This is a genomic window from Burkholderia sp. MSh2, assembly GCF_000731655.1.
GTDB classification, from domain to species: Bacteria; Pseudomonadota; Gammaproteobacteria; order Burkholderiales; family Burkholderiaceae; genus Burkholderia; species Burkholderia paludis.
The window spans coordinates 158,389-171,660 of the sequence record NZ_JPGM01000011.1; the positions used below are offsets into that span (position 1 = coordinate 158,389).

Below are 13,272 nucleotides of genomic sequence, written 5' to 3' on the forward strand. Positions count from 1 at the left end.
ACGGACGCCGCGCGACAATCGCGCGGTTTTCGTCTCTGCTTCGATATTTCGCATGGATCTGGATTTCTGGTGGTTGCTCGCGATTCCGGTTGCGTTCGCGCTTGGTTGGGCGGCGTCACGCTATGACCTGAAGAATCTCCTGTCGGAGAGCGCCAACCTGCCGCGCTCGTATTTTCGCGGCCTGAATTTTCTGTTGAACGAACAACCCGACAAGGCGATCGACGCGTTCATCGAGGTCGCCAAGCTCGACCCCGAAACGGTCGAGCTGCACTTCGCGCTCGGCAACCTGTTTCGCCGCCGGGGCGAAACCGACCGCGCGATCCGCGTGCACCAGAACCTGCTGAGCCGCACGGATCTGCCGGTCAACGAACGCGACCACGCGCTGTACGAGCTCGGCCAGGATTTCCTGAAGGCCGGCCTGCTCGATCGTGCGGAGGAGGCGTTTCACAAGCTCGCCGACGGCGACTACGCGCTTGGCGCGCAACGGGCGCTGCAGACGATCTACGAGACCGAGAAGGACTGGAACAAATCGATCGATACCGCCAAGCGCATCGAGTCGATGAGCGACAAGCCGCTTGGTGTCGAGATCGCGCAGTTTCACTGCGAACTCGCGCAGGACGCGCTGCAGCGCAAGAACGCGGCCGCGGCGGCCGAGCAACTGCGGCTGGCGCTGACCGTGAACCCGCAGAACGTGCGCGCGACGATCCTGTCGGGCGATGCGGCGGCAGCGGAGGGCGACCACGCGGCCGCGATCGGGCACTGGAAGCGCGTGGAAGTGCAGAATCCGGCGTATCTGCCGCTGGTCGCGGACAAGCTGATGAAGGCGTATGTCGCGCTCGGCAAGAACGCCGAAGGCGCCGAGTTGCTGATGGGCTACGTCGACCGCTACCCGTCGAACGACCTGCTCGACGTCGCGTACCAGCACATCGCGGGGTTGCGCGGCCAGGAAGCGGCGCACATGCTCGCACGGACGCAGATGGAGAAGTCGCCGAACCTGTCGGGCATGCTGCATTTGCTCGATGCGCAAATCGCGGCCGCCGACGAACCGCGCCGTAAGGAACTTGAAATGATGCGTGCGCTGATCAAGCAGCGCACGAAGAATCTGCCACGGTATACGTGCCAGAATTGCGGCTTCAGGGCACGGCTTTTCTATTGGCAGTGCCCCGGATGCAGCGGCTGGGAAACCTATGCGCCGCGCCGCGTCGAACCTGCGATGCCGGGCTGATCCCGGCTCGCGGAGCCGACGCGCTGCGGTTGCCGCCGGGCTGGTCCCGGCGGCCAAGTTAGTCAATTACCGGGAAGTACCGGAACATCTATGAAAATCACCATCATCGGCACCGGCTATGTCGGTCTCGTCACGGGCGCCTGCCTCGCGGAGATCGGTCACGACGTCTTCTGTCTCGACGTCGATCCGCGCAAGATCGACATCCTGAACAACGGCGGGATGCCGATTCACGAACCGGGGCTGCTGGACATCATCGCGCGCAATCGCGCGGCGGGGCGTCTGCGCTTCTCGACCGACATCGAGGCGAGCGTCGCGCACGGCGAGATCCAGTTCATCGCGGTCGGCACGCCGCCCGACGAGGACGGCTCGGCCGACCTGCAGTACGTGCTCGAGGCGGCCCGCAACATCGGCCGCTACATGACGGGCTTCAAGGTGATCGTGGACAAGTCGACGGTGCCGGTCGGCACCGCGCAGCGCGTGTGCGGCGTGGTCGACGAGGCGCTGGCCGCGCGCGGGCTCGCGGGCAGCGTCGCGCATCGCTTCTCGGTCGTGTCGAACCCGGAATTCCTGAAGGAAGGCGCCGCGGTCGAGGACTTCATGCGTCCGGACCGGATCATCATCGGCGTCGACGGCGACGAGACGGGCACGATCGCGCGCGAGAAGATGAAGAAGCTTTACGCGCCGTTCAACCGCAATCACGAGCGCACGATCTACATGGACGTGCGTTCGGCCGAATTCGCGAAGTATGCGGCGAACGCGATGCTTGCGACGCGTATCTCGTTCATGAACGAGATGTCGAATCTCGCCGACAAGGTCGGCGCCGACATCGAGGCCGTACGCCGAGGGATCGGATCCGATCCGCGCATCGGCTATCACTTCCTGTACGCCGGCGTCGGCTACGGCGGCTCGTGCTTCCCGAAGGACGTCCAGGCGCTGATTCGCACGGCCGGCGAGAACGGCCAGCCGCTGCGCATCCTGGAGGCGGTCGAGGCGGCCAACCATGCGCAGAAGGACGTGCTGATCGGCAAGATCGAGCAGCGCTTCGGCCCCGACCTGACGGGCCGCGAGTTCGCGGTCTGGGGCCTGGCATTCAAGCCGAATACCGACGACATGCGCGAGGCGCCGAGCCGTCGCCTGATCGCGGCGCTGCTCGCGCGCGGCGCGACCGTGCGTGCTTACGATCCGGTCGCGGTCGACGAGGCGCGGCGCGTGTTCGCGCTGGATTTCGCCGACACGCCGGACACGCTGGCGCGGCTGCATCTCGTCGACACGCAGGACGTCGCCGTGACCGGTGCGGACGCGCTCGTGATCGTGACCGAGTGGAAGGAGTTCCGGAGCCCCGATTTCACGCGCCTGAAGGCCGAGCTGAAGGCGCCGGTGATCTTCGACGGACGCAACCTGTACGAGCCGGACGCGATGGCCGAGCTGGGCATCGACTATCACGCGATCGGCCGGCCCTATGTCGATCCCCAGTCGTCCTCCCGTGGCTGACCCTACGATGAATACTCTTCGCGAAGTCGCTCCGGTGCCGCGCGCGCAGCTCGCGCGTTCGCGCGTGCTCGTCGTCGGCGACGTGATGCTCGACCGTTACTGGTTCGGCAACGTCGACCGCATTTCGCCGGAAGCGCCGGTGCCGGTCGTGCACGTGCAGCGCCAGGAAGAACGGCTCGGCGGCGCGGCCAACGTCGCACGCAATGCGGTGACGCTCGGCGGCCAGGCCGGTTTGCTGTGCGTCGTCGGATGCGACGAACCGGGCGAACGGATCGTCGAGCTGCTCGGCAGCAGCGGCGTGACGCCGCATCTCGAACGCGATCCGGCGCTACCGACGACGATCAAGTTGCGCGTGCTCGCGCGCCAGCAGCAACTGCTGCGCGTCGACTTCGAGGCGACGCCGACGCACGAGGTGCTGCTCGCGGGGCTCGCGCGCTTCGATGCGCTGTTGCCGCAGCATGACGTCATACTGATGTCGGATTACGCGAAAGGCGGCCTGACGCACGTCACGACGATGATCGAGAAGGCGCGCGCGGCCGGCAAGTCCGTCCTCGTCGATCCGAAGGGCGACGACTGGGCGCGCTACCGCGGCGCGTCGCTGATCACGCCGAATCGCGCGGAATTGCGCGAAGTGGTCGGGCAGTGGAAATCGGAAGACGATCTGCGCGCGCGCGTCACGAAGCTGCGCGCGGAGCTCGGCATCGACGCGCTGCTGCTCACGCGCTCGGAAGAGGGCATGACGCTCTTTTCCGCCACCGGCGAACTGCACGCACCGGCGCTCGCGCGCGAGGTGTTCGACGTGTCGGGCGCGGGCGATACCGTGATCGCGACGGTCGCGACGATGCTCGGCGCCGGCGTGCCGCTCGTCGACGCGGTCGTGCTCGCGAATCGCGCGGCAGGCATCGTGGTCGGCAAGCTCGGCACGGCCACCGTGGACTACGACGAACTGTTTCACTGAGTGCATGCCATGCGGCGCGACGAGCGCACCGCATGGGCATCGCTCGCATTTTCTCAGGCAGGACGATCATGACCCTCATCGTCACCGGCGCGGCCGGTTTTATCGGCGCGAACATCGTCAAGGCGCTCAACGAGCGCGGCGAGACGCGCATCATCGCGGTCGACAACCTGACGCGCGCGGACAAGTTCCGGAATCTCGTCGATTGCGAGATCGACGACTATCTCGACAAGACGGAATTCGTCGAACGCTTCGCGCGCGGCGATTTCGGCAAGGTGCGCGCGGTGTTCCACGAAGGCGCCTGTTCGGACACGATGGAAACCGACGGCCGCTACATGATGGACAACAACTTCCGCTACAGCCGTGCGGTGCTCGACGCGTGCCTCGCACAGGGCACGCAGTTCCTGTACGCGTCGTCGGCCGCGATCTACGGCGGCTCGACGCGTTTCGTCGAGGAGCGTGACGTCGAGGCGCCGCTGAACGTCTACGGCTATTCGAAGTTCCTGTTCGACCAGGTGATCCGCCGCGTGCTGCCGGCCGCGCGGAGCCAGATCGCCGGCTTCCGCTATTTCAACGTGTACGGCCCGCGCGAAACGCACAAGGGGCGCATGGCGTCCGTCGCGTTCCACAACTTCAACCAGTTCCGCGCGGAAGGCAAGGTGAAGCTGTTCGGCGAGTACAACGGTTATGCGCCGGGCGAGCAGACGCGCGACTTCGTGTCGGTCGAGGACGTGACGAAGGTGAACCTGTTCTTCTTCGATCATCCGGAGAAGTCGGGCATCTTCAACCTCGGTACGGGCCGAGCGCAGCCGTTCAACGATATCGCGTCGACGGTCGTGAATACGCTGCGCGCGCTCGACAACCTGCCGCCGCTGACGCTTGCGCAGCAGGTCGAGCAAGGGCTGATCGAATACGTGCCGTTCCCCGATGCGCTGCGCGGCAAGTATCAATGCTTCACGCAGGCCGATCAGACGAAACTGCGCGCGGCCGGCTACGACGCACCGTTCCTGACCGTGCAGGAAGGTGTCGACCGCTACGTCCGTTGGCTATCCGGCCAGGTTTAAGCGGAAGCGTTGCATCGATAGACTGGGTCTCACGGTCGGCAGCCGCCGGCCGCTTTCATCGGAGATCCAGCACATGATCAGGAAATGGTTTGCCGCGGCGGCGCTGCTCGGCATGATCGCGTCGGCCTGGGCGGCCGTCGACGTCAATACCGCGAGCGAGGATGCGCTCGTCGGCATCAAGGGCATCGGTCCGGCGCGGGCCAGGGCGATTCTCGACGAACGCGGCGCACGCGGCCCGTTCAGGAATGCGGAAGATCTCGCCTCGCGCGTGAAGGGCATGGGCGGCCATACCGTCGAGCGGCTGCAGCAGGAAGGGCTGACGATCGGTGCGGCCGGCACGGGCGCGGCCACGCCGGCCGCGGGCAAGCCGGCGGCAACCCGGCCCGCGGCGGCGCCTGCACCTGCGCGTACCGCGCAGAAGTAACGCGTCGCGCGCCACAGGCACAACGACTCCTTCAGTCGCCGTCGTTGCGACGGCTTCCCGCGGCGTGCCGCGGGTTTTTTGCGTGTGGGCGGCGTACGTGGCGACCATGCGTCGCGCGGCGGCGTATTCCATCGTCGCAGCGGGGTTGCCGGCGCGAGCGGCGGGGGTGGTTTACAATCGACCGATTGATCTGCCACGTACTCACGGTCTCTCCATGGCTTACAAAACTATCGAAGACACGATCGGCAATACGCCGCTCGTGCAACTGGTCCGCTTGCCGGACGACGAGATTCGCGCACGCAACAACGTGGTGCTCGCGAAGCTCGAAGGCAACAATCCGGCCGGTTCCGTGAAGGACCGCCCGGCGCTGTCGATGATCAGCAAGGCCGAGGCGCGCGGGCGCATCAAGCCGGGCGACACGCTGATCGAGGCGACGAGCGGCAACACGGGCATCGCGCTCGCGATGGCGGCGGCAATCCGCGGCTACAAGATGGTGCTGATCATGCCGGAGGACCTGTCGGTCGAGCGTCGCCAGAGCATGGCTGCATATGGCGCCGAGATCATCCTGACGCCCGTGAAGGGCGGGATGGAACTGGCGCGCGATCTCGCCGACGAGATGCAGCGCGAAGGCAAGGGCGTGATCCTCGACCAGTTCGCGAACCCCGACAATCCGGTTGCGCATTACGAAGGCACGGGCCCGGAGATCTGGCGCGATACCGAAGGGCGCGTCACGCACTTCGTGTCGGCAATGGGCACGACGGGCACGATCATGGGCACGTCGCGCTACCTGAAGGAACAGAATCCGGCGATCGAGATCGTCGGTGCCCAGCCGGAAGACGGTTCGCGCATTCCGGGCATCCGCAAGTGGCCGGAGGCGTACATGCCGACCATCTTCGATCGCAGCCGCGTCGACCGCGTCGAGAGCGTGAGCCAGGCCGCATCGGAAACGATGGCGCGCCGGCTCGCCGCGGTCGAGGGCATCTTCGCGGGCATTTCGTCGGGCGGCGCATGCGAAGTCGCGTTGCGCATCGCGCGCCAGGTCGAGAATGCGACGATCGTGTTCATCGTTTGCGATCGCGGCGACCGCTACCTGTCCACGGGCGTGTTTCCCGCCTGACCCCGGGCAGCCGTGCGCCGTGCGCACGCAACAAAAAAGCGCCGCATACGCGGCGCTTTTTCGTTGGGCGGTCGCTGCTTACTGCGACTGCGAATCGGTGGCGCTCGGCTGAAGGGCGCCGCTCGCTTCCATCTGTGCCTTCACGGCCTCGCCGAGCTGGTACACGGTGAGTGCGTAGAAGAAGCTGCGGTTGTAGCGGGTCAGCACGTAGAAATTCTTCAGGCCGAGCATGTATTCGGTTGCACGGCCCGGCGACGGCAGGTCGACCACCGTGACCGACGTGCCGCCCTCGGCGGTGATGTCGACCGCCGGTTCGTTCAGCGTCATGCCCGCGCGCAGCAGTTGCGACAGCGCCCAGTGCGGCTCCGGCTGGCCGTCGGCGGCGGCCTGTGCGATGCCCAGGCTGCCCGTATCGGGCGTGATCTGCCAGACCACGGGGCGGTCGGTTTCCCAGCCGTGCTGCTTCAGGTAGTTCGCGACGCTGCCGATGGCGTCGGCAGGACTGCTGCGCAGGTCGACATGTCCCGTGCCGTCGAAGTCGACCGCATATTCGCGGATGCTGCTCGGCAGGAACTGCGGGATCCCGATCGCGCCCGTATACGAGCCGAGCACGGTGGCCGGGTCGAGCTGGTTGTCGCGAGTCCAGACCAGGAAGTCCTCGAGATTCTTGCGGAACGTTGCCTGGCGGCTGTCGCGATTCGGCGTGTCCGGATAGTCGAACGTCAGCGTCGTCAGCGCGTCGAGCACGCGGAAATTGCCCATGTAGCGGCCGTAGATCGTTTCGACGCCGATGATGCCGACGATCACCTCGGGCGGCACGCCGAACTGCTCGGCCGCGCGCTGCAGCGTTGCCTGGTTCGCCTTCCAGAATTTCACGCCCGCATTGATCCGGATCGGTTCGATGAAGCGCGAGCGATAGACGCGCCAGTTCTTGACCGTCGGCGACGGAGCGGGCCTCACGAGCTTGACGGCCGTTGCCGAGTAGCTGACGCGCGAGAACAGCGCATGCAGGCTCGCCGGATCGAAGCCGTTGCGGCCCGCGATCTCGTCGATGAACGCATCGACTTTCGCATTGTTCGCGTAACGCTGCGGAACGATTTCCTCTTCGAAGGTCTGGCCCGGCGGCGTCGGCTGCTGCGGCTGGCCTTGTGCGACGAGCGTGCCGGCTGGCTTCGCGGGCTTCGTCTGTGCGACGGCCGGCGCGGCGCCGAGGGTCGCGACGACAGCGGCCGCGACGAGCGGGACGCGAACACGGAACAGCGCGGAAAGAAGGGCGGCAGGCTTGCTGGAATTCATGTCGAAGCGGGCGGACAGGGCGATTGGGTTCGGCGCAGTATACCCGACGGATCCGGCGCGTCGGGGCGTGGCGGGCCCCCGTTGTGGTAAGTTAGCGGCGAATTCGCGGCAGACGATGGACATCATTGATGGAGACCTGCGGCGCACCGCGCGTCGCGGATGACAGCTTATGGCAACCGCTTTCTATACGCACCCCGACTGCATGCTGCACGAGATGGGGGAATGGCATCCGGAATGCCCGGCCCGCCTGTCGGCGATCCAGGATCAACTGATCGCGAGCCGCATCGACGACCTGATCGTGCACGAAACCGCCCCGTTCGCGAGCGAGGTGGCGCTGGGCCGGGTGCATACGCAGGCGCACATCGACTACATCCGAAGCATGACGCCGGTCGACGGCTATGTCGAGATCGATCCCGATACGCTGATGAACCGCGATACGTGGCGCGCGGCGCTGCGCGCGGCCGGCGCCGCGATCGCGGCGACCGACGCGGTGATCGAAGGCCGCTACGCGAATGCGTTCTGCAGCGTCCGCCCGCCCGGCCACCATGCGGAGCCCGCGCGCGCGATGGGCTTCTGCTTCTTCAACAATGTCGCGATCGCTGCGCGGCACGCGCTCGACGTACACGGTATCGAGCGTGTCGCGATCATCGATTTCGACGTACACCACGGCAACGGCACCGAGGCCGCGTTCGCGAACGACGAGCGCGTGCTGATGTGCAGCTTTTTTCAGCATCCGCTGTATCCGTTCTCGGGCGTCGATCACCAGGCGCCGAACATGGTCAACCTGCCGATGCCCGCGCGCAGCAACGGGATGGCGATCCGCGAAGCGGTCGACATGTTCTGGCTGCCGCGCCTCGACGCGTTCAAGCCGCAGATGCTGTTCGTGTCGGCCGGTTTCGATGCGCATCGCGAGGACGACATCGGCGGCCTCGGCCTCGTCGAGGCGGATTTCGAGTGGCTGACCGCGCAGATCGTCGACGTGGCGCGCCGGCATGCGCAGGGCCGCATCGTGAGCTGTCTCGAAGGCGGCTACAACCTGTCCGCGCTCGGGCGCAGCGTCGTCGCGCACCTGCGCGTGCTGGCTGGCATCTGACATCCGGTCGGCCGGCGCCATGTGCGTTCAGCGCGCCGGCACGCGCGCGTGAATCCAGGCGATCAGCGCATCGATCACGCGATCGCGCTCGAGATCGTTCATCGTTTCGTGAAAGCCACCTTCGTATAGCGTCAGCGTACGATCGGGCGAGCCGACGCGCGCGCCGAACGCACGGCTGCCGTCGGGTTCGGTCAGCTTGTCCTCGGTGCCGTGATAGACGAGCACCGGTACGCGCAGCGCGCTGCGGCCGCTTTCGATACGCGCCATCGCGTCGAGTATTTCCGCGCCGGTGCGCGCGGGCACCGCACCGTGATGCACGAGCGGATCGGCACGATTGGCCGCGACGATGGCCGGATCGCGCGACAGCAGCGCCGCATCGATCTTGATCGCGGGGAAGGTCGGCCATACGCGGCTGATGACACGGCTCACTGCGAGCATCCAGCGCGGCACGTCGCGTCCGGGCGCGAGCGCCGGGCTCGACAGCACGAGCCCGGCCAGCGCGTGGCCGCGTGCCGGCGCGCGTTCGATCGCGTACAGCGCCGCGACCGCGCCGCCCATGCTGTGCCCCATCAGGAACAGCGGCGTACTGCCGCGTGCCGCTTCGGCGACCAGCGCATCCGCATCGTTCAGGTAGCCGTCGAAACGCTCGACCCACGCGCGCTTGCCGGGCGACTGGCCGTGCCCGCGCAGATCGACCGCGAGCACGTCGATGCCGGCTGCGTTCAGCCGGCCGGCGAGGGCGGCATAGCGGCCCGCGTGTTCGGCGAGGCCGTGCACGAGCGCGATCGTCGCGCGCGGCGGCGCGGTACCGTCGCCGGCCGCCCAGCGGTACGACGCCAGTTCGAGCCCGTCCGCGGTGCGCAGCCGGCCGAGGGTCGGCGCGGGCGGCGACGAAGGCGTCGGTCCGGCGGCGGCGGGCGCGGCGGCCGGCGTGGTGGTGGCGGTCATCTGGCGGGTCCCCTGTTGTTTTGCATGTGTGTTCCGGATCATAGACGCGGCCTTGTCGAGGCGCGCCAGCAGCGCTCCTCTAATTTCGTGCAGTTATGAAAAGATCGAAATCGATTATTAAGTGGAATGAGGGGTTTGCGGTAAAATCACCGGCTACTCCAGATGCATCGGCGGCCGGCTGACGGGCCAACTCGTCGGCCGGCCGTCGTTTTGTTTACATGATCGAATTACGCAATCTTTCGCAGCGGTTCCCCGGGCCGAGCGGCTGGGTCGAAGCGCTGCACAACGTCAACCTGACGATTCCGCAGGGCGAGGTGTTCGGCATCATCGGCCGAAGCGGCGCCGGCAAGAGCACGCTCGTGCGCACCATCAACCTGCTCACCCGGCCGACCGAAGGCAACGTGGTCGTCGGCGGCCGCGACCTCACGATGCTGCCGGCCGGTGCGCTGCGCGAGGCGCGCCGCGAGATCGGCATGATCTTCCAGCACTTCAACCTGCTGTCGTCGCGCACGGTGTTCGACAACGTCGCGCTGCCGCTCGAGCTGGCCGGCGCAAGCCGTGCCGACATCGAGGCCGCCGTGCTGCCGCTGCTCGATCTCGTCGGACTGTCCGCACAGAAGGATCGTTATCCGTCGCAGATCAGCGGTGGCCAGAAGCAGCGCGTCGGCATCGCCCGTGCGCTCGCGAGCCAGCCGAAGGTGCTGCTGTCGGACGAAGCGACGTCCGCGCTCGATCCCGAGACCACGCGCTCGATCCTCGACCTGTTGAAGCGCATCAATCGGGAGCTCGGCCTGACGATCGTGCTGATCACGCACCAGATGGAAGTGATCAAGCAGGTGTGCGATCGCGTCGCGGTGCTCGATGCGGGCCGCGTGGTCGAGGAAGGCCGCGTGATCGACGTGTTCCTGCAGCCGCATCACGAAGTGACGCGCGCGCTGATCGGCGACGTGATCGCGCAGGAGCTGCCGCCCGCGCTGAAGGCGCGCGTGGCCGAGCGGCTGAAAGCGGGAAGCGGGCATCTGCTGCGGCTCGCATTCACGGGCTCGGGGGTCGACCAGCCGATCCTGTCGGAAACGATCCGCCGGTACGAGCTCGATTTCAACATCCTGCACGGCCAGATCGACGAGATCCAGGGGCAGGCGTTCGGTTCGCTCGCGGTGCTCGCGGGCGGCGAGCCGGGCAAGGTCGGACAGGCGCTCGCGTTCCTGCGCGAACAAGGTGTGGTGGTAGAGGAGCTTTCGTATGTTGAGTGAGATGTTCGATATGTTCGTGCAGTCGTTCTGGGAGACGCTGATCATGGTCGGCATTTCCGGAGCGGTCGGCGCGCTCGTCGGTCTGCCGCTCGGCGTGCTGCTTTACCTGACCGACCGGCAGGGCGTGCTGCAGAACCTCGCCGTGAACCGCGCGCTCGGCGGCATCGTGAATGCCGTCCGCTCGACGCCGTTCATCATCCTGCTGGTCGCGGTGATTCCGTTTACGCGGCTCGTCACGGGCTCGTCGATCGGCACGGCCGCGGCGGTCGTGCCGTTGACGCTCGCGGCCGCGCCGTTCATCGCGCGTCTGGTCGAGACGGCGCTGCGCGAAGTCGACCGCGGGCTGATCGAGGCCGCGCAATCGATGGGCGCGACCACGTCGCAGATCGTGTTCAAGGTGCTGCTGCCCGAATCGCTGCCGGGCATCGTGGCGGGCCTGACGATCACGTTCGTGTCGCTGGTCGGCTATTCGGCGATGGCCGGTGCGATCGGCGGCGGCGGCCTCGGCGATCTCGGGATCCGCTACGGCTACCAGCGCTATTTGCCGGAAGTGATGTGGACGGTGGTCGCGATCCTGATCGTGTTCGTGCAGATCGTGCAGTCGTTCGGCGACTGGCTCGTCCGCCGGCTGAGCCACAAATAAAACGAAACTGATCCATCAGGGGACATACGATGCAACGACGCTTCATGCTGAAGTTTGCGGTGGCGCTGGGCGCGGCCGGGTTGTTCGCGGGCGCATACGCGCAGGCCGAAACCATCAAGGTGGGTGTGACGGGCGGGCCGCACGCGCAGATCATGGAAGTGGTGAAGAAGGTCGCGGCGAAGAGCGGCCTCGATATCCGCATCGTCGAATTCTCCGATTACGTGCAGCCGAACGCCGCTCTCGCGTCGGGCGATCTCGACGCCAACAGCTACCAGCACGATCCGTATCTGCAGGCGCAGGTGAAGGATCGCGGCTACAAGCTGATCAAGGTCGCCGATACCGTCACGTTTCCGATGGGCATTTATTCGAAGCGCGTGAAGTCGCTGGCCGAGCTGAAGCCGGGTGCGCGCGTCGCGGTGCCGAACGATCCGACCAATGGCGGCCGTGCGCTGCTGTTGCTGCAGAAGCAGGGCGTGCTGAAGCTGCGCGCGGATGCGGGGCTGAAGGCGACGCCGCTCGATATCGTCGATAATCCGCGCAAGCTGAAGATCGTCGAGCTCGATGCCGCGCAGATTCCGCGCTCGCTCGGCGACGTCGACGCGGCCGCGATCAACACCAACTACGCGATGGAAGCGGGGTTGAAACCGAAGCAGGACGCGATCGCGATCGAGGGCCCGAACGGTCCGTACGCGAACATCCTCGCGATTCGCGAGGCGGACCGGAACAAGCCGTGGGTTGCAAAACTGATCGCGGCCTATCATTCGGCCGACGTGAAGCAGTTCATCGAAGGCAAGTTCGGCGGCGCGGTCATTGCCGCCTGGTAACGGACGAAGCGCGGGACGCCCGGCGGGATTAGAGTCGATGATCGAAAACCCGGGCTTTGCGTCCGGGTTTTTTCTCTTTTAAAATAGAACGACCGTTCGCTATCATTGGCGCGTCGCCAAGAAGCGGTATCCTCGACAGCCACGATGGTTGGGGCCGCCTGGCCGCGCAGTCATGAGGCCTCGCTATAGAATGGCCTCTGGTCGTATTCGTAACTTTGGAGCGTGTGCATGAAAATCCTGGTGCCAGTGAAAAGAGTGGTCGATTACAACGTGAAGGTCCGCGTGAAGTCGGACAACACGGGTGTCGACATCGCGAACGTGAAGATGTCGATGAACCCGTTCGACGAAATCGCGGTGGAAGAAGCGGTGCGCCTGAAGGAAGCGGGCGTCGCGACCGAAGTGATCGCGGTATCGGTCGGCGTGGCGCAGGCGCAGGAAACGCTGCGCACGGCGCTGGCGATCGGCGCGGATCGCGCGATCCTGGTCGAGTCGAACGACGGCGTCGAGCCGCTGGCCGTCGCGAAGATCCTGAAGGCGCTGGTCGACAAGGAACAGCCGCAACTGGTGATCCTCGGCAAGCAGGCGATCGACGACGATTCGAACCAGACGGGCCAGATGCTGGCCGCGCTGGCCGGTCTCCCGCAAGCGACGTTCGCGTCGAAGGTGACGGTGGCCGACGGCAAGGCAACGGTTGCACGCGAAGTCGACGGCGGCGCCGAAACGCTGTCGCTGTCGCTGCCGGCGGTCATCACGACCGACCTGCGCCTGAACGAGCCGCGTTACGTGACGCTGCCGAACATCATGAAGGCGAAGAAGAAGCCGCTGGAAACCGTGAAGCCGGAAGACCTCGGCGTGGATGTCACGCCGCGTCTGAAGACGCTGAAGGTGGTCGAGCCGCCGAAGCGCGCGGCCGGCGTGAAGGTGCCGGACGTGAAGACC

13 protein-coding genes are annotated in these 13,272 nt (G+C 66.3%); 11 read left to right on the forward strand and 2 right to left on the reverse strand.

Annotated features, from left to right (window positions below; translation table 11 throughout):
* Nucleotides 1-52: 52 nt before the first annotated feature.
* The 6 genes from lapB to cysM all read left to right on the forward strand — a co-directional run bounded on the left by lapB (nt 53) and on the right by cysM (nt 6,276).
* Nucleotides 53-1,225 carry a lipopolysaccharide assembly protein LapB gene (gene lapB / locus GQ57_RS08865; RefSeq protein ID WP_034197657.1) on the forward strand — a complete coding sequence of 391 codons (1,173 nt, stop codon included), beginning with the start codon at nt 53-55 and terminating at the stop codon, nt 1,223-1,225.
* 90 nt (nt 1,226-1,315) lie between these two features.
* Nucleotides 1,316-2,716 (forward strand): UDP-glucose dehydrogenase family protein, encoded by a 1,401-nt coding sequence (locus GQ57_RS08870; protein ID WP_031402659.1) that lies wholly within the window; start codon nt 1,316-1,318, stop codon nt 2,714-2,716.
* A gap of 7 nt (nt 2,717-2,723) precedes the next feature.
* On the forward strand, nt 2,724-3,674 hold the full coding sequence (rfaE1, locus tag GQ57_RS08875) for a D-glycero-beta-D-manno-heptose-7-phosphate kinase (protein ID WP_075123081.1): 951 nt from the start codon (nt 2,724-2,726) through the stop codon (nt 3,672-3,674).
* Between the two features lie 68 nt (nt 3,675-3,742).
* A complete protein-coding gene (gene rfaD / locus GQ57_RS08880) occupies nt 3,743-4,735 on the forward strand; it encodes an ADP-glyceromanno-heptose 6-epimerase (RefSeq protein WP_031402657.1) in 993 nt (330 codons plus the stop codon).
* 73 nt (nt 4,736-4,808) lie between these two features.
* Nucleotides 4,809-5,159 carry a ComEA family DNA-binding protein gene (locus GQ57_RS08885; protein ID WP_034197658.1) on the forward strand — a complete coding sequence of 117 codons (351 nt, stop codon included), beginning with the start codon at nt 4,809-4,811 and terminating at the stop codon, nt 5,157-5,159.
* A 214-nt stretch (nt 5,160-5,373) separates the two neighbouring features.
* Nucleotides 5,374-6,276 carry a cysteine synthase CysM gene (gene cysM / locus GQ57_RS08890; RefSeq protein WP_031402655.1) on the forward strand — a complete coding sequence of 301 codons (903 nt, stop codon included), beginning with the start codon at nt 5,374-5,376 and terminating at the stop codon, nt 6,274-6,276.
* A 78-nt stretch (nt 6,277-6,354) separates the two neighbouring features.
* Here the strand turns inward: cysM and mltB are convergent, their stop codons facing one another.
* Nucleotides 6,355-7,698, reverse strand: coding sequence for a lytic murein transglycosylase B (mltB, locus tag GQ57_RS08895; protein ID WP_075123080.1), 1,344 nt, complete (start codon nt 7,696-7,698; stop codon nt 6,355-6,357).
* A gap of 43 nt (nt 7,699-7,741) precedes the next feature.
* On the opposite strand from mltB, the gene GQ57_RS08900 reads away from it, so the two are divergent.
* A complete protein-coding gene (locus tag GQ57_RS08900; protein ID WP_031402653.1) occupies nt 7,742-8,665 on the forward strand; it encodes a histone deacetylase family protein in 924 nt (307 codons plus the stop codon).
* A 27-nt stretch (nt 8,666-8,692) separates the two neighbouring features.
* Here GQ57_RS08900 and GQ57_RS08905 read toward each other — a convergent pair whose 3' ends face one another.
* Complete coding sequence (locus tag GQ57_RS08905) at nt 8,693-9,613, reverse strand: alpha/beta hydrolase (RefSeq protein ID WP_034197659.1); 921 nt, start codon at nt 9,611-9,613, stop codon at nt 8,693-8,695.
* Between the two features lie 218 nt (nt 9,614-9,831).
* Between GQ57_RS08905 and GQ57_RS08910 the strand changes: the two genes are divergently transcribed.
* From GQ57_RS08910 to GQ57_RS08925, 4 genes are all read left to right on the forward strand, one after another.
* Nucleotides 9,832-10,866 (forward strand): methionine ABC transporter ATP-binding protein, encoded by a 1,035-nt coding sequence (locus GQ57_RS08910; protein ID WP_031402651.1) that lies wholly within the window; start codon nt 9,832-9,834, stop codon nt 10,864-10,866.
* The gene (locus GQ57_RS08915) at nt 10,856-11,509 is read left to right on the forward strand and encodes a methionine ABC transporter permease (RefSeq protein ID WP_034197664.1); all 654 of its coding nucleotides are present in this window, start codon (nt 10,856-10,858) and stop codon (nt 11,507-11,509) included. The genes GQ57_RS08910 and GQ57_RS08915 overlap by 11 nt, the downstream gene beginning before the upstream one ends.
* A 29-nt stretch (nt 11,510-11,538) precedes the next feature.
* Nucleotides 11,539-12,333 (forward strand): MetQ/NlpA family ABC transporter substrate-binding protein, encoded by a 795-nt coding sequence (locus tag GQ57_RS08920; RefSeq protein WP_031402649.1) that lies wholly within the window; start codon nt 11,539-11,541, stop codon nt 12,331-12,333.
* A 228-nt stretch (nt 12,334-12,561) separates the two neighbouring features.
* The coding region (locus GQ57_RS08925; RefSeq protein ID WP_034197665.1) for an electron transfer flavoprotein subunit beta/FixA family protein at nt 12,562-13,272 on the forward strand (711 nt) is incomplete at its 3' end.

What these genes read in the sequence shown, in the direction of transcription:
- lapB (WP_034197657.1), top strand. Translation starts at nt 53, where the DNA reads ATGGATCTGGATTTCTGGTGGTTGCTCGCGATTCCGGTTGCGTTCGCG.
- GQ57_RS08870 (WP_031402659.1), top strand. Translation starts at nt 1,316, where the DNA reads ATGAAAATCACCATCATCGGCACCGGCTATGTCGGTCTCGTCACGGGC.
- rfaE1 (WP_075123081.1), top strand. Translation starts at nt 2,724, where the DNA reads ATGAATACTCTTCGCGAAGTCGCTCCGGTGCCGCGCGCGCAGCTCGCG.
- rfaD (WP_031402657.1), top strand. Translation starts at nt 3,743, where the DNA reads ATGACCCTCATCGTCACCGGCGCGGCCGGTTTTATCGGCGCGAACATC.
- GQ57_RS08885 (WP_034197658.1), top strand. Translation starts at nt 4,809, where the DNA reads ATGATCAGGAAATGGTTTGCCGCGGCGGCGCTGCTCGGCATGATCGCG.
- cysM (WP_031402655.1), top strand. Translation starts at nt 5,374, where the DNA reads ATGGCTTACAAAACTATCGAAGACACGATCGGCAATACGCCGCTCGTG.
- mltB (WP_075123080.1), bottom strand. Translation starts at nt 7,698, where the DNA reads ATGATGTCCATCGTCTGCCGCGAATTCGCCGCTAACTTACCACAACGG.
- GQ57_RS08900 (WP_031402653.1), top strand. Translation starts at nt 7,742, where the DNA reads ATGGCAACCGCTTTCTATACGCACCCCGACTGCATGCTGCACGAGATG.
- GQ57_RS08905 (WP_034197659.1), bottom strand. Translation starts at nt 9,613, where the DNA reads ATGACCGCCACCACCACGCCGGCCGCCGCGCCCGCCGCCGCCGGACCG.
- GQ57_RS08910 (WP_031402651.1), top strand. Translation starts at nt 9,832, where the DNA reads ATGATCGAATTACGCAATCTTTCGCAGCGGTTCCCCGGGCCGAGCGGC.
- GQ57_RS08915 (WP_034197664.1), top strand. Translation starts at nt 10,856, where the DNA reads ATGTTGAGTGAGATGTTCGATATGTTCGTGCAGTCGTTCTGGGAGACG.
- GQ57_RS08920 (WP_031402649.1), top strand. Translation starts at nt 11,539, where the DNA reads ATGCAACGACGCTTCATGCTGAAGTTTGCGGTGGCGCTGGGCGCGGCC.